This is a genomic window from Bradyrhizobium sp. Ce-3, from assembly GCF_022835695.1.
Classification (GTDB): domain Bacteria; phylum Pseudomonadota; class Alphaproteobacteria; order Rhizobiales; family Xanthobacteraceae; genus Bradyrhizobium.
In genome coordinates, this window is record NZ_BQUV01000001.1 from 370641 (window position 1) to 389163 (window position 18523).

The 18523-nt window shown below is 66.2% G+C and carries 16 protein-coding genes; 3 read left to right on the forward strand and 13 right to left on the reverse strand.

Annotated features, from left to right (window positions below):
• The first annotated feature begins 135 nt into the window (after positions 1-135).
• Complete coding sequence (locus tag BRSPCE3_RS01880) at positions 136-486, forward strand: hypothetical protein (protein WP_244063876.1); 351 nt, start codon at positions 136-138, stop codon at positions 484-486.
• A gap of 70 nt (positions 487-556) precedes the next feature.
• On the opposite strand, the gene ggt is transcribed toward BRSPCE3_RS01880, so the two are convergent.
• The 6 genes from ggt to BRSPCE3_RS01910 form a co-directional block, all read right to left on the reverse strand.
• Positions 557-2293, reverse strand: coding sequence for a gamma-glutamyltransferase (gene ggt / locus BRSPCE3_RS01885; RefSeq protein WP_244063877.1), 1737 nt, complete (start codon positions 2291-2293; stop codon positions 557-559).
• A gap of 114 nt (positions 2294-2407) precedes the next feature.
• A complete protein-coding gene (locus BRSPCE3_RS01890; RefSeq protein WP_244063878.1) occupies positions 2408-4021 on the reverse strand; it encodes an ABC transporter ATP-binding protein in 1614 nt (537 codons plus the stop codon).
• On the reverse strand, positions 4018-4830 hold the full coding sequence (locus tag BRSPCE3_RS01895) for an ABC transporter permease (RefSeq protein WP_244063879.1): 813 nt from the start codon (positions 4828-4830) through the stop codon (positions 4018-4020). Before BRSPCE3_RS01895 ends, BRSPCE3_RS01890 begins: the two co-directional genes overlap by 4 nt.
• Before the next feature lie 16 nt (positions 4831-4846).
• Entirely contained in the window at positions 4847-5791 is a 945-nt protein-coding gene (locus BRSPCE3_RS01900; RefSeq protein WP_244063880.1) for an ABC transporter permease, read from the reverse strand.
• 16 nt (positions 5792-5807) lie between these two features.
• The gene (locus BRSPCE3_RS01905; RefSeq protein ID WP_375709864.1) at positions 5808-7349 is read right to left on the reverse strand and encodes an ABC transporter substrate-binding protein; all 1542 of its coding nucleotides are present in this window, start codon (positions 7347-7349) and stop codon (positions 5808-5810) included.
• 29 nt (positions 7350-7378) lie between these two features.
• The gene (locus BRSPCE3_RS01910) at positions 7379-8539 is read right to left on the reverse strand and encodes a C45 family peptidase (protein WP_244063882.1); all 1161 of its coding nucleotides are present in this window, start codon (positions 8537-8539) and stop codon (positions 7379-7381) included.
• Positions 8540-8595: 56 nt separating this feature from the next.
• On the opposite strand from BRSPCE3_RS01910, the gene BRSPCE3_RS01915 reads away from it, so the two are divergent.
• Together BRSPCE3_RS01915 and BRSPCE3_RS01920 are read left to right on the forward strand one after the other, a co-directional pair.
• Positions 8596-9537: a GntR family transcriptional regulator gene (locus BRSPCE3_RS01915; RefSeq protein WP_244063883.1), complete on the forward strand. Its 942-nt coding sequence runs from the start codon at positions 8596-8598 to the stop codon at positions 9535-9537.
• A 12-nt stretch (positions 9538-9549) separates the two neighbouring features.
• Positions 9550-10899 carry an aspartate aminotransferase family protein gene (locus BRSPCE3_RS01920; RefSeq protein ID WP_244063884.1) on the forward strand — a complete coding sequence of 450 codons (1350 nt, stop codon included), beginning with the start codon at positions 9550-9552 and terminating at the stop codon, positions 10897-10899.
• 156 nt (positions 10900-11055) lie between these two features.
• Here BRSPCE3_RS01920 and BRSPCE3_RS01925 read toward each other — a convergent pair whose 3' ends face one another.
• The 7 genes from BRSPCE3_RS01925 to BRSPCE3_RS01955 all read right to left on the reverse strand — a co-directional run bounded on the left by BRSPCE3_RS01925 (position 11056) and on the right by BRSPCE3_RS01955 (position 18347).
• On the reverse strand, positions 11056-12543 hold the full coding sequence (locus BRSPCE3_RS01925; protein ID WP_375709865.1) for an amino acid permease: 1488 nt from the start codon (positions 12541-12543) through the stop codon (positions 11056-11058).
• A 143-nt stretch (positions 12544-12686) separates the two neighbouring features.
• Positions 12687-12992 carry a BA14K family protein gene (locus BRSPCE3_RS01930; RefSeq protein ID WP_244063886.1) on the reverse strand — a complete coding sequence of 102 codons (306 nt, stop codon included), beginning with the start codon at positions 12990-12992 and terminating at the stop codon, positions 12687-12689.
• A 141-nt stretch (positions 12993-13133) separates the two neighbouring features.
• Complete coding sequence (locus BRSPCE3_RS01935) at positions 13134-13679, reverse strand: c-type cytochrome (RefSeq protein WP_244063887.1); 546 nt, start codon at positions 13677-13679, stop codon at positions 13134-13136.
• Positions 13666-14943: a sulfite dehydrogenase gene (gene soxC / locus BRSPCE3_RS01940; protein WP_244063888.1), complete on the reverse strand. Its 1278-nt coding sequence runs from the start codon at positions 14941-14943 to the stop codon at positions 13666-13668. The genes BRSPCE3_RS01935 and soxC overlap by 14 nt, the downstream gene beginning before the upstream one ends.
• A 120-nt stretch (positions 14944-15063) precedes the next feature.
• Positions 15064-16020, reverse strand: a complete 957-nt coding sequence (locus BRSPCE3_RS01945; RefSeq protein ID WP_244063889.1) for a catechol 2,3-dioxygenase — start codon at positions 16018-16020, stop codon at positions 15064-15066.
• 152 nt (positions 16021-16172) lie between these two features.
• The gene (locus BRSPCE3_RS01950; RefSeq protein ID WP_244063890.1) at positions 16173-16358 is read right to left on the reverse strand and encodes a hypothetical protein; all 186 of its coding nucleotides are present in this window, start codon (positions 16356-16358) and stop codon (positions 16173-16175) included.
• 96 nt (positions 16359-16454) lie between these two features.
• On the reverse strand, positions 16455-18347 hold the full coding sequence (locus BRSPCE3_RS01955) for a bifunctional diguanylate cyclase/phosphodiesterase (RefSeq protein ID WP_375709850.1): 1893 nt from the start codon (positions 18345-18347) through the stop codon (positions 16455-16457).
• Positions 18348-18523: the final 176 nt, after the last annotated feature.

Genomic DNA, 18523 nt, shown 5'->3' on the forward strand with positions numbered 1-18523 from the left:
TAACTATAACTACCGCAAGTTGTTGTCATACACGCGACTCGCGACGGGCTGATTGGCATGGCACTGCGCGGATTTAGACGGCCCTTTGTGGCCGACCCGAATGTCCTTGGATTTCCAAGGCCCCCCACATCGGCGATGGGCACCGAGGCCTTGGATCTCGTCTATCAGGCGGCGGATTTGTTCCGCAGCATCGAGGACAGGGCCCGCGCCGGCGAAGCCCGCGCCGAGGCCGCCGAACAGGCGCAGCTCGAAATCATCGCCGCCACCGAGCGCAAACTGCGGGACGCGTCGCGAGCGCTCGAGGAAGCCCGGCGCCGCATCGAGTCCCAGCAGGAGCAGCTCGATGCGGCCGAGTACCGCGCCCAGGCCGCCGAAGCTGAGGCGCGCGAAGCCAAGCAATCGCTGGCCCTGGTCGAGGATGCGATCCGCCGGCGCCTGCTGCTGACCAGCGGACATGAGGACGGCAGGTCGACCGCCGTCGCCTGACGCGCACCCGATTGGCAGATTTCGTAGCCCGCATGTCGCTTCGCTCATACGGGCTACCGCTCCGTCTCAATCAATAGCCGCCGGCAAGCCCCGAATTGCGGCGCGGATCGTTGGCACCATAGAAGCGATTGTTGCCGACCGGTTTGCCGCCGAGCGACGGCGCGCCGATGATGATGACCGCGAGGTGATTGGCCGGCTGCGGCGGACCGAACTTTTGCCCCATGCCTTCCAGGATCTTCCGCGTGTCCGGCGACAGCGTGAAGTCCTCGAGGTTGGTCGCCTCCGGCAGCCATTGCTGGTGGAAGCGCGGCATGTCGACGGCCTCCTGTGCATTCATGCCGTAGTCGATGGCGTTGATCATCGTCAGCAGCACGGCGGTGATGATGCGGCTGCCGCCCGGCGTCCCCACCACCATGACCGGCTTGCCGTCTTTGGTCACGATGGTCGGGCTCATCGAGGACAGCGGGCGCTTGCCGGGGACGATCGAATTGGCCTCCCCCTGCACCAGGCCATAGAGGTTCGGCACGCCGACCTTGGCGGTGAAGTCGTCCATCTCGTCGTTGAGCAGCACGCCGGTCTTGGCCGCGGTCACCTTGGCACCGAACCAGTCGTTCAGCGTGTAGGTGACTGACACCGCGTTGCCGTCCTTGTCGGCGATCGAATAGTGCGTGGTGTTGCTGCCCTCGTGCGGCGGAACGCCGGGCTTGATGTCCTTCGACACGCCGGCCTTGGCCGGGTCGATCGCGGCGCGGATCTTCGCGGCGTAGTTCTTGTCGAGCAGGCGCTCGAGCGGATTCTTCACGAAATCAGGATCGCCGAGATAGCTGTTGCGATCGACATAGGCATGGCGCATCGCCTCGATCTGGTAATGCACCGCCTGCGCGGAATGATAGCCGAGCTCCTTCAGCGGATAGCCCTCGAGGATGTTCAGCATCTCGCAGATCACCACGCCGCCCGAGCTCGGCGGCGGCGCCGAGACCACGTGATAGCCGCGATAGTCGCATTCGACCGGTGCGAGCTCGCGAACCTTGTAATTGTCGAGGTCCTCCTGGGTCAGCAGGCCCTTGCCGGCCTGGCTCGAGGCGACGATCGCCGCTCCCACCCAGCCCTTGTAGAAGCCGTCGGTGCCGCGCTTGCTGATCTCGCGCAGCGTCTCGGCAAGCTCGTGCTGCGTCAGCCGCTCGCCGACCTCGAACGGCTTGCCGTTGTTGAGGAAGATCGCGCCCGAGGCCGGATCCTCCTGAAAATCCTTGGTCGAGGTCTGCAGCATGCTGACGTCGCCCTGATCCAGCACGAAGCCGTCCTCGGCGAGTTGCAGCGCCGGCGCGATCACGTCGGCGCGCTTCATCGTGCCGTATTTCTCGCGCGCATATTCCATGCCGGCGACCGAGCCCGGCACGCCGACCGCGAGATGCCCCTTGGTCGACAGGCCGGGTATGACGTTGCCGTCCTTGTCGAGATACATGTTGGCGGTGGCGCCCTTCGGCGCGGTCTCGCGGAAATCCAGGAAGGTCTTGCGGCCATCGGCGAGCTGGATGGTCATGAACCCGCCGCCGCCGAGATTGCCGGCGGCGGGATAGGCCACCGCGAGCGCGTAACCGACCGCAACCGCCGCATCGACCGCATTGCCGCCCCGCTTCAGCACCTCGACGCCGACCTGCGTCGCGAGATGCTGCGCGGAAACCACCATGCCGTTCTCGGCGGCGACCGGCGCCACCGACGCGGCGCGGCCAGGAGCTGACGCTGTGACGCCGATCGCGACAATGGCCGCGACCATCCATCGCTCGCCGGTTTGTGGATTTTTCATTGGAGTTCCCCCGATTGCCGCCGTTTGGGTGCGGCGTATGTTGCTTCTATCGGAGCGAGCAAGTGTAGCAGGCTGCGTGCCCGCACACTATAGCCGCGTCAGCCTTGACTTCCCTCAGCCGGACGCGCGCGCCGCGGCCTGCCCGGCAAAATCCAGCACCGGCGTCGCCGCGAGCAACGCCCTCGTGTACTCATGCTGCGGGCGGTCGAACACATCGTCGCGCGATCCCTGCTCGACGATGCGGCCGCCCTGCATCACCACCACGCGGTCGGCGACCTGCTCGACCGCGGCGAGGTCATGGCTGATGAACAGACAGGCAAAGCCGTATTGCGCCTGCAGCCGCTCGAACAGTCTCAGCACCTGGGCCTGGATCGTCATGTCGAGCGCCGAGACCGGCTCGTCGGCGACCACGAAGGACGGATGCCGCACGATCGCGCGCGCGATCGCGATACGCTGGCGTTGACCGCCCGAGAGCTCATGCGGCCAGCGTTCGGCGAACCCGGCAAGCCCCACCTCGTCGAGCATGCCGACAACACGCCGGTCGCGCTCGCCGGACGACAGCTCCGGGACGTGGCACAGCGGCTCGGCGACGATCTCGCCGACCCGCATCCGCGGGTCGAGCGACGAATAGGGATCCTGAAACACGAGCTGCGAGGCCAGCCGAAACGCGCGGTCGCGCGATGCGATCACGTCCCTGCCCTGAAAGCGGATCTCGCCTGCGGCCGCCGGGATCAGCCGCAACATGGCGCGGCCGAGCGTGGACTTGCCCGAGCCGCTGCCGCCGACCACGGCGACGGTCTCGCCCGCGCCGATCTCGAGATCGACGCCATTGACCGCGGCGACATCGGCATCCCGGCGGAACAGGCGCTGCCGCCCGCCGAATGCGACCTTCAGGCCGCGCACGCTGATCAGCGGCGCGCCGCCGGCGCGGCGCCCGGTCGCGGCGCGCCGCCGCGGCAGCGCATCGACCAGTTGACGCGTGTACGCTTCGCGCGGCGCTGAGAGGATCTGCTGAACGCTGCCGGCCTCCACCATCTTGCCTTGCCGCAGCACGACCGCGCGCTGCGCATAGCGCGACACCAGACCGAGATTGTGGGTGATCAGCATCACCGAGGTACCGTGATCACGCGCCAGTTCGACCATCAGGTCGAGCACCTCGCGCTGGCTCAGCGTGTCGAGCGCGGTGGTCGGCTCGTCGGCCAGCAGCAGCTTCGGCCTCAGCAGCATCACCGAGGCCAGCATGATGCGCTGGCGCATGCCGCCGGAGAATTCATGCGGATAGGCATCGAAGGTGTGCTCGGGATCGCGGATCTGCACTCGCGCCAGCATCTCCAGGCAGCGCTGCCTGATCTCGCCCCGCGTGAGCTTCTCGTGCAGCGCAAGGCCTTCGGCCATCTGGGCGCCGACGCCGATCGCCGGATTGAGCGACACCATCGGTTCCTGGAACACCATGCCGACCGAGCGGCCGCGCAGCGCGCGCATGCGCTGCGGCGTGATCGCGGCGAGATCCTCGCCGTCGAGCCGGATCGCGCCGCCGGCCCGCCGCAGGCCCGCCGGCAGCAGGCCGAGAATGGCGCGTGCCGCGGCGGTCTTGCCGCTGCCGGACTCGCCGACCACGGCGAGGAATTCGCCGCGCTCGATCGCAAACGACACATCGTCGACGACAACGGCGCCGGTCCTGGCGGCCTCGATGCGCAGGTGATCGACCGTGAGCAGCGGCGCGGTCATCCGTGTGCCATCCTGGGATCGAGGCGATCGCGCAGTGAATCGCCGAGCAGATTGATACCGAGCAGCGTCAGCGCGATGCACAGCCCGGGCGCGATGCTGAGCCAGGCCGCGGTCTCCATATAGGGCCGGCTCGCCGCCAGCATGTTGCCCCAGGTCGGCGCCGGCGGCGGCACACCGAGGCCGAGGAAGCTCAGCGCGCTCTCGGCCAGCAGCACCCAGCCGAACATGCTTGTGGCGAGCACCGCTACCGGCGCGATCGCATTGGGCAGCACGTGGCGGAGCATCGAATAGGTCTCGGAGTTGCCGATCACCCGTGAGGCCTCGATATACTCCTTCTCGCGGATCGAGAGCACGGTGCCGCGCACCACCCGCGCGACCGAGGGGATGTAGGCGAGCCCCAGCGCCAGCACGAGGCCGGACTTGTTGGCGCCGATCACGATCATCACCGCCAGCGCCAGCAGGATGCCGGGAAAGGCCAGCAGCGCGTCGTTGACGGCCATGATGATGCGGTCGGTCCAGCCGCGCAGATAGCCTGCGACGCCGCCGACCAGCACACCGACGCTGATGGCAATCAGGACGGTGGCGAACGCCACCACCACGCTGGCGGACGCGCCCGCCATCAGCCGGCTCAGCACGTCGCGGCCGAATTCATCGGTGCCGAACCAGTGCAGCGCGGACGGCGCCTGCAGCCGCGCCTTCAGGTTGATGCGCAGCGGATCGAACGGCGTCCACAGTGCAGCTGTTACCGCGGTGCCGAGCAGCAGGACGATCAGCGCGCCGCCAATCACGGTGTTGATGCGCCATTTCATGCAGCGGCCACCCTTTTCATGCCACTGCGACCCTTGGATCGAACAGCGGATAACAGAGGTCGACGATCAGATTGACGACGACGTAGATCATAGCGGTGAACAGCAGGCAGCCCTGCACCACCGGATAGTCGCGCGCAAAGATCGAATCGACCAGCAGCCGGCCGAGCCCCGGCAGCGTAAACACGGTCTCGATCACGGCGATGCCGCCGAGCAGATGGCCGAGCAAGAGGCCAATCAGCGTCCAGGTCGGCGCAAAGGCGTTGGGCAGCACGTGGCGGCCGAGCACCAGCCATTCCGGCACGCCCTTGGCGCGCGCATGCGTGACATATTCGAGCCGCAGCACCTCGATCGAGGACGCACGCGCCATCCGCGTCAGCACGCCGATCTCGACCGCTGTCAGCGTCACGATCGGCAGTACCATGAACATCGCCGCCTGCCAGACATTCTCCGAGAACGGCACGTAGCCGATCACCGGCAGCCATTTCAGCTTCAGGCCGAACAGCAGAAGCAGCAACAGGCCGAGCCAGAAGCTCGGGATCGACAGCAGCAGCGTGGCGCCGCCGACGATCGCAAGATCGAGCGCGCTGTTCTGCTTCCACGCCGCGATCAGGCCCGCCACGACCGCGATGCAGGCGGCAATGCCGACGGCCACCAGCACGATCACGGCAGAGACCTGGAAGCGCTCCAGGATCAACGGCAGCACCGGCAAGTTGTTGGTGATGGAATGGCCGAGGTCGCCGGTGGCAAGCTTACCTAGCCAGTACAGGAATTGCAGCGGCACCGGCTGATCGAGCCCGAGCTGCGCGCGCAGTTGCGCGGCCTGCGCGGCGTCGGCGCTGTCGCCCAGCATCACCTGAACCGGATCCCCCGGGATCAGGCGCACCAGCGTGAACACCGCGACCGCCACCAGCAGCAGCGTCGGGATCGTCATGGCCAGCCGTCGCGCGAGATAGCTCAGCATCGCCGCGGTCCCTCCTCTACTGCACGCTCACGCCCCAGTAGCGCGGTTGTCCGAACAGCCAGCCGGCAAATCCCTTGACGTTGTTGCGCAGGCCGGCGATCTCGGCGCCGTTGAACAGCACGATCATCGGCACATCGTCGATGAAGCGGCGGTGCAGTTCGTCGAACAGCTGTTGCCGCTTCGCCTTGTCGTCGATCATCATCGATTCCTGCAGCATCCGCTGCGCCTCCGGATCGTCCCAGACCTTGCGCGGCTGCGTCGCCTTCGGTCCCATCAGCATCTCGAAAGAGAGCGACGGGTCGAGCCGCGGCGAGTAGACGAAGGCCATCGACTGGTAATCGCCGCGGTTGTAGCGATCGAGCTGGGCGGCCCAGTCCAGCACCTCGATCTCGATATTGATGCCGACGGCCTGCGCCATCGCCTGCACCAGCACCGCGGAATCGAACACATAGCTGTAGCGCTTGTTGGCGATCATCTTGATCGGCTGGCCGTGATAGCCGGCCTGCGCCAGCAGCTTCTTGGCTTCCGCGACGTTCTGGGTGTAGCCGTGGGCCTCGACCTCACCGTAGAACGGGCTTCCGATCGGCAGCGCCGAGTTGTTCGGCCGCGCGATGCCCTCCATGACCGCGTCGATGATCTGCGGTGTATCGAGGCTGAGCGCGATCGCCCGCCGGATCCGCACGTCCTTGAGCAAGGGATCGCGGGTCTGAAACAGGATGCCGGTGAGACCGAGCGCGGGCGTGATGTTGAGCCGCACATCGGGCCGTGCCTTGAGATCCTCGACATCGGGGATCGCAAGGTTGCTGATCGCATCGAGCGAACCGGACAACAGGCCCGCCTTGGCCGCCGAACTGTCGGGAACGACGTTGAACCTGATGCGATCGACCTGCGCGATCTTGGCGCCGGTATAGCCGGTGCGCGGCTCGCTGCGCGCGGCGTAACCGTCGAAGCGCACCAGGTCGACGTATTGGCCGCGCTTCCATTCGCCGAGCTTGAACGGTCCGGTTCCGACCGGCGCGATCCACTTGCCGTCGGGCCCGACCGAGTCGCGGTGGATGATCGCGGTCTGCCCGCAATCGGGCCGCGCCAGTGTCGAGAGGAACAAGGCGGTCGGCCGGTCCAGCGTGATCGCGACGGTCTGCGGGTCCGGCGCCTCAATGGTCTGGATCCGGGCGATGCCGGTGACACTGAATTCGGACAGGCAGCGCCATTGGGTGGCGGGATCGAGCCAGCGCTTCAGCGACCAGATGACGTCGTCCGCGGTCATCGCGGCGCCGTTGTGGAACTTGACGCCTTGCCGGAGGTGGAAGGTGTAGGTCCTGCCGTCGTTCGAAACGGTCCAGCTGTCCGCCAGCATCGGCCCGATCGAGGTATCGTCGCGGAACGCGACCAGGCCCTCGACGATATGCGCCATCACGCCGTCGGTGTTGGCGTCGCGGTTGGTGCCGGGATCGGTGGAACGGATATCGGCATTGAGCCGCGTCCGCAGCAGCGTCTCGGCATCCGCGCGCAGCGGCTCCGCTGTCAGCATCGCCGACAGCGCCAGCAGGCCGACCATCATCGCACGCGATGGCCGCCACAGGAGCATCAGGACGCCCTCGCGGTCGCCGACGGCGCGGCCTCGTTGCGCGGGCTGACCGCGACGTCGAGCCGGTAGGAGGTGAATTGCCGGTTCAGCGCCGGCAGCGGCGCGACTTCCATCAGCCCGCTGGCCGGCTCCATCACGATCATCGCGACGGTGGCGCTGAGATTGTTGCTGAGGTTGCGCCGCGGCGGCCGGCACACCGACCAAGGATAGGCGAAATCGTCGAACAGCGCCGATTTCACCGTCTCGAAGCCGATGGCGCCGAGATGCGGCTGCAACAAATCGCGGACCCGGATGTCGCGATAGAGACTGTCGGGCGTGCTGGCGATGCCGGTGTCCTTCAGCTTGCCGAGCGCAACCGGGCTGACAAAATGGTTGGCGTGCACCAAAAGCCCGCGATCGGGATGCACCTGGAAGGTCTCGTCCGGCGCGCATTCGAAGTCGATCGCGACGCCGTCGCGATGGCTGACGATCATGTTGTTGGCGGCGGACTTCTTGGTGCAATAGACCGTGCGCATCGCCAGCGCGACGTGATCGCTCTCCAGCACCTTGCGCCGGATCAGCGCCAGCGGTGCGCCGATCTGACGATAGTCACGATCGCACTGCAGATAATTCGCCGTGATCGCGATGCCGACCGCGTTGAAACCGCAGCGGCCGAGCGCGCCGGCTTCGGTGAAGGTCATGAGATCGGGACCATCGTCGCGGCGCACCTTGAGCACCACCGCCGTCTCGGCACATTCCCGCTTCCAGTCCCAGTTCTGGGCGTGGATCAGCCGCCCCGACGCGCTCGCCTGCGGCAGCACGACGACGCCGGTGCAGCCGTCGGGCTCGTCGGGCGTCTTCAGCCGCGCCCGCACCGACGGCTCGGCGAGCTTGAGGATCTCGGTGCGGGCATTGAGCAGCACGATATCCTCGAACGGAACGCCGGCGCCCTCGGCAATGCCGTGCATCTCTTCGATATAGGTCGGCTCGAACGCCTCGATCACAGGAAGATAATCGCGCACCAATTCGGCGACGCCGGCGGCATCGAGCGACAGCTCCTTGAGCTGAGCGAAGTAGTGCGAGGTGCCCTTGCGGATACGATCGGCCGCCTGGCGGCCATACTGCTTGCCGCGCTCGTGCGGCGGGCCGGAGATTTCGATCAGGGGAAAGGGTTCGACCATCGTTTGCGCCAACTTCCTTTTGCGTTTCCGCGGAAGCTAATGTATTTTGTAAGTACATGAAACAAAAATCTGCGCCCATTGCGAAGGCAGCCCCGAGCCGCCTGCAACGCGAACTGTCCGCGGGCATCCTGGAACTGATCCGGGCGGAAAAACTCGCGCCCGGCACGCGACTTGCGGAGGTCGCGCTGGCGGAACGGCTGCAGGTGTCGCGCACGCCGGTGCGCGCGGCGCTGAAATTATTGGCAGGCCGCCGCCTCGTACGGGTCGGCGCGAGCCGCGGCTACTTCGTGACCGACACGGTTCCGCCGGCGCCGAAGACACCAGGCAAGCCCGCGCCTGCGGATACCGACCGGCTGTTCGTCGCGATCGCGCGTGACCGGCGCAGCGGCCGCCTTCCGGTCGACGTCTCCGAACGCGACCTGATGCAGCGCTACGGCGCCTCGCGTCCGGTGGTGCAGCGCGTGCTGGCCAAGCTTGCGGAGGTCGCGGCGGTGCAGCGCAAGCCCGGACACGGCTGGCGATTTCAGCCGATCATCGCCGACGCCAAGGCGCGCGAAGAAAGCTACCGCTACCGGATGCTGATCGAGCCGGCCGCCCTGCTGGAGCCTGGCTTTCGGCTCGACCCGGTCTGGGCCGCCGAGATGCGGCGGCGTCATCAGGACGCGACCAAGCAGACCTGGAGCGAGACCGCGAGCATCGCCTTCTTCGAAATGAACGCCGCGTTCCACGAGGGACTGGCGGCGGCCTCCGGCAACCGCTTCCTGCTGGTCGCCGTGCAGCAGCAGAACCGGCTGCGCAGCTTTGCGAACTACGACTGGACCTTCGGCTATGAGCGCGTGCTGGTGAACTGCCGCGAGCATCTTGCGATCCTCGACCGGCTCGAGGCCGGCGAGCGCGAGACCGCGGCCGCGCTGATGCGCAGCCATCTCGAAGGCGCATCAAGGGTCAAACGCGTCACCGACAAGGCGGCCGAGGTCCGCATCCGCAACAGCAAGTAACAGGAGGTCTCCATGCATTCCCCGCACGCCGCGGCAACCAACACGCCCCTCACCCGCGAGGCGATGGAGCCGTTCTGGATGCCGATGACGCCCAATCGCCAGTTCAAATCCAACCCGCGGCTGTTCACCGGCGCCGAGGGCATGCACTACATCACCCACGACGGCCGGCGCATTCTCGACGGCATGGCCGGGCTCTGGTGCGTCAACGCAGGCCACGGTCAGAAGCGGATCGTGGAGGCGATCCAGGCACAGGCGGCGAAGCTCGACTTCGTGTCCTCGTTCCAGATGAGCCACCCGGCCGCATTCGAGCTTGCCGGGCGCATCACCGAGATCACGCCTGAAGGTCTCGACCATGTGTTCTTCACCAATTCGGGTTCGGAGTCGGTCGATACCGCGCTCAAGATCGCGCGCGGCTATCACCGCGCCCGCGGGGAAGCCAGCCGCATCCGTTTCATCTCGCGCATCAAGGCCTATCACGGCATGGGCTGGGGCGGATTGTCGGTCAGCGGCCTGTCCCGTCACCGCCGCGATTTCGGACCGCTGCTGCCCGAGGTCGACCATCTGTCGCTGCCGCACGATCCCGAGCACACCGCGTTCTCGCGCGGGCAGCCGGCATGGGGTGCGCATTTCGCCGACGAGTTGGACAGGCTCCTGCTGATCCACGATCCCTCGACCATCGCGGCCGTGATCGTCGAGCCCGTGACCGGCTCAGGCGGCGTCTACCCGCCGCCGGTCGGCTATCTCGAGCGGCTGCGCAAGACCTGCGACCAGCACGGCATCCTCTTGATCTTCGACGAGGTGATCACAGGCTTCGGCCGGCTCGGCGCGCCGTTCGCGGCCAATGCGCTCGGCGTGACGCCCGATCTCATCACTTGCGCCAAGGGCATGACCAATGCCGCCGTGCCGATGGGCGGCGTCATCGTTACCGACAAGGTCTATTCCGCGCTGATGAACGGCCCGGAGAACACCGTCGAGTTGTTCCACGGCTACACCTACTCGGCGCATCCGCTCGCCTGCGCGGCCGGGCTCGCCGCGCTCGACGTCTATCAGGATCTCGGCCTGTTCGAGCGCGCCAAGCGCATCGCCCCGGTATGGGAGGCGGCCGCGCATGCCTTGAAAGACGCGCCCCATGTCATCGATATCAGGAACATCGGCCTGCTGGCCGCGATCGATCTGAAGCCGCGCGACGGCGCACCCGCGGTGCGCGGCCCCGAATGCGCCAGGCGATGCTACGAGGAAGACGGCATCCTGATCCGCGCCGCCGCCGATACATTGATGATCTCGCCGCCCTTGATCATCACCGAGGAGCAGATCGAGGCGATCTTCGTGGCAATCCGGCGTGCGCTGAACGCGATCGAGTGAGCGCAGCCGAAAACCTTTGACCACAGATCGAGCGCCGCCGCAGACGTCTGGCTCTCGATGCCGCAACATATTCGGTGTCGTCCCTGCGAAAGCAGGGACGACAGTCTTTTGGCGGAGGCAATATCGCAAACGAGGCGAATCCTCGTTGCGCTTAATCTACCCCGCACCCCTCGCCCGCAGCCGGCTGTGGTGCCGGCCGTAGGCCGCATAGATCACGAGACCGATCACGAGCCAAACCGCGAGCCTGATCCAGGTGTCGAGCGGCAGGCCGAACATCAGGAACAACGAGGTTGCAGCGGCCCCCGGCGCGACCAGCCAGATCGCCGGCGCCCTGAACGGCCGCGGCAAGTCCGGATCGCGCACCCGCAGCACCAGCGTGCCGATCGAGACGACGGTGAATGCGAACAGCGTGCCGATCGACACGAGTTCGCCGACCAGCCCGATCGGCAGTAGGCCCGCCAGGATCGCAGCGACAGTGCCTGAGAAAATGGTCGAGACGTAAGGGGTCCGGAACCGCGGATGGATTTTTGCGGCAAGGCCCGGCAGCAGTCCGTCATGCGCCATCGCGCGAAAAATCCGGGGCTGCGCCAGCAGCATGATCAGGATCACCGATGTCAGCCCGAACAGGATGCCGAGCTTGATGAACGGGCCGAGCCAGCCGATTCCGATCGCATCGATACCGACTGCGATCGGATCGGGCACGCTGAGCCGGTCATATGGCACGATACCGGTCAGCACGAAGCCGACCGCGACATAGAGCGCGGCGCAGATCACCAGCGAGCCGAGTATGCCGATCGGCATGTCGCGCTCCGGCACCTTGGCCTCCTGCGCTGCGGTGGAGACCGCGTCGAAGCCGATATAGGCGAAGAACACCACGGCCGCGCCGCGGATCACGCCGGACCAGCCGAACACGCCGGGACCTGCATTCGGCGGGATTAGCGCGCCCTCCGGATTGCTCGCCGTCACCCAGTTCGCCAACGACACCGAGGACGCCGCGGCCGCGAGAAACAATGCGATGACGACCAGCTTGACCACGACGACGAAGCCGGTGAAGCGCGCGGACTCGCGAATCCCGACCACCAGCAACGTGGTGACGAAGGCGATGATCGCCATCGCCGGGATGTTGATCACCGCACCGGTCGACGACCATGTGCCGGCGTTGACGTCGTAGGCGAGCGGCGCCGAGGTGAATTGCGGCGGCAGGTTGATGCCGAAATCGCGCATGAAGCTGACGAAATAGCCGGACCATCCGACCGAAACCGCGATTGCGCCCACCGCGTATTCGAGGATCAGGTCCCAGCCGATGATCCAGGCGATCAGTTCGCCAAGGGTCGCGTAGGCATAGGTGTAGGCGCTGCCGCAGATCGGCACCGTCGACGCCATTTCGGCGTAGCACAGGCCGGCGAAAGCGCAGGCGACGGCACCGAGCATGAAGGAGAGCGTGACGGCGGGTCCGGCGTTGGCGGCCGCCGCATGGCCCGTCAGCACGAAGATGCCGGCGCCGATGATGCCGCCGATGCCGAGCGTGACCAGTTGCAATACCGACAGCGAGCGCTTGAAGACCGGCGTCTCGGCGTCGCCGTCGGCCCGCGCCGCCTCGCGCAACAGTTCGGAGGTCGACTTTCGATCCCAGAAACCGGCCAGGATGTCCGTCACGCCGCTGCCCTCCGCCGCTCGGACCCATCAGGCCCCATGCGATCGGTGGACTATAGCGCGCTTGACATCCAACCGTTCGAGCGCCGGGCAACTGCCGACGCTCTTATCCACCGCCAAGCGCGGTGGAGGCCTTATTGGCAGGGATGGCGCCGGCCGTCGCGGCCAAGGTAGGTGCCGGACGCTGGATCGAAGGAACGGTAGCGTGCGCAAGAGGATGGCGGCGCCGGGGTCATGGCGCCATAGGCGTTCGCCGGGTTGCCGCTGTGTCGCGCCGCCTCCTGCGCCTCACCCCACGGCGTCAGGGCGCCGCCACTGATCGCACTGCGCCCTGGATTCTGCGCGTCGAAAAGTGCCGGCTCCGATATCTGGGCCAAGACCGGCGTGAACGTCATTCCCACCAGCAGCACAGCGGCTGCAACGGCCCTGTATCCGGCCATAGGATCTCTCCGATAGATCAATTGAAAGTTGTCGAGCCTGCCAGGCACGGCGGCGCCGCCCCTGTACCCGCAACTGATGTGGTCACGAGCAGACTCCGGCACAGGGGCACGGAAGTCACATTGCCGCGAGGCGGCCCGCGTTCACCGATTACGCACGTCAGGCCGCGGGTCGGAGACGAAGCCGTCGCGGTTCGGCATCTTGACGGCGGCGAGCGACTTGGCGTCGAGCACGGCATTGGCGGGGACGATGCCGTTGAGGCTGAGGATATAGGCGGACACCGCGTAGACATCCTCATTGCTCAGCGATTGCGGCGCGTTCTGCGGCATCGCGCGACGGATGTAGTCGAACAAGGTGGACGCATAGGGCCAGTAACTGCCGACGGTGCGGATCGGCTTTGGGCTCGCCAGCGTGCCCTGCCCGCCGACCAGACGATCGCCGACGGCGCCCTGCCCGCTGTCGCCGTGGCACGCCGCGCACTGTTCGGCGAACACGGTGCGGCCACGTTCGACACTGCCACTGCCGGGCGGCAGGTTGGAGCCATCGCGACCGATGTCGATGTTCCAGCCCGCAACCTCGGCAGGCGTTGCCGGACGCCCGATGCCAAACCGATCCTCCGCCTGCGCCGCAGCGGCGAGCAACGCGATCGCACCGACGAGAAGCGCCGCCTTGAGGCTAAGCCTGGCCATTGGTCACCTCACCATTCGCATCGATGCGCCAGGGCCAGATTGCGTTGTTGTGGTAGAACGAGTTGAGACCGCGCACCGCGACCAATTCCGCCAGCGTCGGCTGGATGTAGCCGGTCTCGTCGATGGCGCGGCTCTGGATCATCGCGGGGCTGCCGTCCCAGTGCCAGGGCAGACGGAAGCGCGTGAGCGCGCGGGTCAGCACCGGCTCCTGCAACTCAGCCTGTTGCCAGCTCTTGCCCTCGTCGAGCGAGACCTCGACGCTCTTGATCTTGCCGTGGCCACTCCAGGCGACCCCGGTGATCTCGTGAAAACCTTTCGCCGTCAGCTTCTGCCCGCCGGACGGCCGCGTGATGATCGACTTGGCCTCCATGTAGAAGGTGAATTCGCGCGACGTGCCGTCCGGCATCGGGTCGGTGTATTTCGAGGTCTCTTCGCGCGAATAGGCCGGTTCGGCTGTGACCTTGAGGCGGCGCAGCCATTTCACGTTCATGTTGCCTTCGAAGCCCGGCAGCAGCAGGCGCAGCGGATAACCCTGCTGCGGACGCAGCCGCTCGCCGTTCTGGCTGTAGACCAGCATGGCGTCGTCGAGGCATTTCTCGATCGGGATCGAGCGCGTCAACGCGGCGGCATCGGCGCCTTCGGCCACGATCCATTTGGCGCCGGCCTGCAGGCCAGCTTCGTCCAGCACCGTCTTGAGCGGCACGCCGGTCCATTCCGCGCAGCTCAAGAGGCCGACGAGGTCGGAGGCGGTCTTGCCGTAGGGCTTGGTGTAGACCGGATTGCCGGAGCACTCGATGAAGTGGATGCGCGACTGCGACGGAAAGCGGCGGATGTCCTCCATCGTGAACAGCAGCGGGCGATCGACCATGCCGTGCAGCATCAGCCGGTGCTCGGCCGGATCGATGGTCGGCACGCCGCCATGGTGGCGCTCGTAGAACAAGCCGTTCGGGGTGATGATGCCGTCGAGCTCCTGCAACGGCGTGCGGCCCGACGCGGAGATATATTGCGGCAGCGTCTTCGAGATGTTCTTGACGACGCCCTTCTCGTGAACCGATGGCGTGCCGTAGGGCTGGCTTCCCATCGGATCGCCGGGCGCTTTCATCCACTCCGGCACGCTGGGCGGAAGATTATTCCCCTGTTCGGCGAGCGCGGGAGAACCAACCAGCTCTGCGATCGCAGAGCCGGAGGCCAGTGCCGCACCCGCCTGAAGAAATCGCCTGCGAGACGCCTCTCGCACGCGCTTGTCCGTCGTGTTTTCGCTCATCGACGTTTTCCTCTGACGTTAGGCAATGCAGCCTAACACCAAACGCCCGAGGCGGGGCAATGATCCAGCGCGCAGGGCTGCATCAACTGCTGCGCGCGACAGAGACGCGAAAGCCGCGCCTCAATCTTTCACCGGCGGCGTACCATGGGTGTGGAACGACTCGATCGTCTTCAACCCCCAGGCCTGGCCTTTCTTGCGCTCCTCCTCGGTCCACACGATCGGCTTCCAGTCCGGCGCCAGGATCAGGCGCGCGCCGGCATTGGCGACCTCGACGCGGTTGCCGCCGGGTTCGTAGACATAAAGGAAGAAGGTCTGCTGGATCGCGTGCTTGTGCGGCCCGGTCTCGATATGCACGCCGTGCTCGAGGAAGATGTCCGCGGCGCGCAGGATCTCCTCGCGGCTGTCGAGCGCGTAGGTGACGTGGTGAAACCGGCCCTGCTTGCCGTAATGGTCGCGCGTATAGGCGAAGTCGTAGCTCTTGTTCGACATCGTCATCCACATCGCGGCTTCGGTGCCGTCGTTGAGCACGATCTGCTCGGTGGTGCGGCAGCCCAGGTAGCTCTCGAAGAACAGGCGGTTGGCCTTGATGTCGACCGCGAGGCAGTTGAGATGGTCGAGCCGGCGGACATTGGCGCCGCGCGCCGGAAAACGCTGCGCCTGGTTCTTCAACGCCGGCTTCAGCCCAACCGGCGCCTCGTACCACTCGGTCTCGTAATAGAGCTCGATGACGTGGCCGTCGGGATCGCGGCAGCGGAATGCCGGTCCCTGCCCCATATCACCTTCGATCCAGCCGATATCGAAGCCCGAGCCCTTGAGCGCGGCGACGCGGCGTTCCAGCGCCTGCGGGCTGCGGGCCCGCAGCGCCATGTGCTCCATCCCCGAGGTCTTCGATGCGGTCAGCTTCAGCGAGTAGCGCTCGTAATCGTCCCAGCCGCGCAGATAGACCGACTCGCCGCTACGGCCGCTGACGGTCATGCCCATGACGTCGACGAAGAACTTCAGGCTCTCGTCGGGCTTCGGCGTCAAAAGCTCCATATGCCCGAGATGCGCGAGATCGAAGATCGGTTCCGGCTGCATGGGCGGTCTCCTGGCGCGACGACGCTGGATCGACATCCTTCGCTCGGGCGGGCGAGCGGCGCGTCGATTTGTACTAGTGTACAAGGGATTAGGTCTCGTCAACAAATTATTGGCGCCACGCGCCAGACCCGCGCCGAGCGCAGCGTCCGCGCCTAGCCCTTCGACGCCAGCACCGGCGCCGGTCCGTGCGGCCGGGATGCGGTCGCCGACACCGTCAACGCGACGGCGAGCGCGCACACCATGCAGAGCTTCATCCGCGCCGTGCGGCGATCGGTCATCGGCAGGAAGAAGAAGAACGCGATCGCGAGAACGAGAAGCGCATTCACGAGATAATACATGGCGAGACCCTCTTGTTGCGGCTCAACAAGATGGCCGGCGCCGACGCTCTAGTCCGTGGCCGGAATCACAGAGTGCAAGGGGTCGAGGGCCGCCGGTCAGGCGACCGAGACGGCCTTCTCGCGATGCGACGACAGCAGCTTGCGGATTTCGACATCCGACACCGGCCGGCTGAACAGATAGCCCTGCATCTCGGTGCAGCCGAGGATGCGCAGCATATTGCGCTGCTGCTCGGTCTCGACCCCCTCCGCGGTCGTCGTCATGTCGCTGGCGGCGGCGATGTTCACGACGGCCTGGACGATCGTGGACGACGCGCCGGTGCCCGCCAGATCCTTGATGAAGGCACGGTCGATCTTGATCTTGTCGAACGGGAAGCGCTGCAGGTAGCTCAGCGACGAATAGCCGGTGCCGAAATCGTCGAGCGCGATGCGGACGCCGAGCTCGCGCAGCTGATGCAGGATATCGAGCGCGGCCTCGTCGTCGCGGATCAGCACCGCCTCGGTGATCTCGAGCTCGAGCCGCGACGGCGCGAGCCCAGATGCCGCCAGCGCGGCGGCGACGTTCAGCGCCAGCGTCTGGCTCTTGAACTGGATCGGCGACACGTTGACCGCGACGTGGATATGATCCGGCCAGTTCACCGCTTCCCGGCAGGCGGTGTTGAGCACCCAGTGCCCGAGATCGTTGATCAGCCCGGTATCCTCGGCGACCGGGATGAAATCCGCCGGCGAGATGGTGCCGCGCTCGGGATGGCGCCAGCGCACCAGCGCCTCGCAGCAGCTGACGCGGCTGTCCTCGAGATGAAGCAGCGGCTGATAGTGCAGCTCGAAGCTGCCGTCCACGATGGCCTGGCGCAGCTCCAGCTCGAGGCTGCGCCGTGCCTTGGCGCGCGCATCCATGCCGGCCTCGAAGAAGCGGTAGGTGCGGCGGCCGTCGCTCTTGGCGCCATAGAGCGCAAGGTCGGCGTTGCGCAGCAATTGATCGAGCTCGAGCCCGTCGGCCGGTGCGACGGCGATGCCGATGCTGGCATCGGTGGTGATCAGATGCCCGCTGCACTCGATCGGCCGGCGGATCGCCTGATAGATCGCGGCGAGCAGCTGCATGGTCTCGGTCTGGTCGCGGACGGCGGTCTGGATCACGGCAAACTCGTCACCGCCGAGCCGCGCCGCGACATCGGTTTCGCCCACGCAGCCGCGCAGCCGATCGGCGATCGCGCTGAGCAGTTCGTCGCCGATCTGATGGCCGAGCGCGTCGTTGACGCTCTTGAACTCGTCGATGTCTATATACATCACCGCGAGCTGCTGATCCGGCCGGATCGTTTTGAGCGCCTGCTCGAGGCGCTGGCGGAACAGCACGCGGTTGGGCAGATCGGTGAGCGCGTCATAGTGCGCCATGCGGGCGATCTTGTTCTCAGTGCGCGTGCGCTCGGTGACGTCCTCGATGGTCGCCACCCAGCCGCCTTCCGGCAGCGGCTTGTTGACGATCTCGATCGCGCGCCCGCCCGGCGCCTGCGTCAGCTGGCGCGTGGCGCGGCCGAGCTTCACATTGCCGATGATAGCATCGCAGAAATCGCCGACATCGCCATCGAACGAGCCGGTCTCCTGGCGATGCGCGATCAGCCGCTGCATGGTGCAGCCCGGCTTCACCACGTCGGGCGAAAGCCCGAACATCTCGATGTAGGGACGATTGCAGATGATGATGCGCGCCGAGGCATCGTAGAGCACGAGGCCCTGCGGAATGTTGTTCACGGCGGTCATCAGGTTGCGGCGTTCGCTGGCGAGCCGCGCGTCAGAGATTTCATGCCGCTTCAGCAGCAGGAAGACGATCACGGCCATGATCGCAAATGCCGCCATCAGCAGGCCTTCGCGCTCGCTCCATTGTGCGGTCGCGCTTCCGAACAGGCTGCCGACCAGCAGACCGGCACAGAACGCCAGCCCCTTGGTCGAGCTGGTGTCGGCATTCCCTGACGATGAATTGCGATGTTCGATGCGCACGCTGATCTCTCCCGGGCGCGGCATCGTTACGCAGCACAAATGGAAAGGTCGTTACAACTCGCAGTTAGCAATCGGTTACACGATACCTGATCACAGCGGACGACAAATCACGCCGCAGGCCCCGTAAACCTACGGGGCCGCCGATGTCGTCCTCGGAGATGGTGAATTCCGCGTTA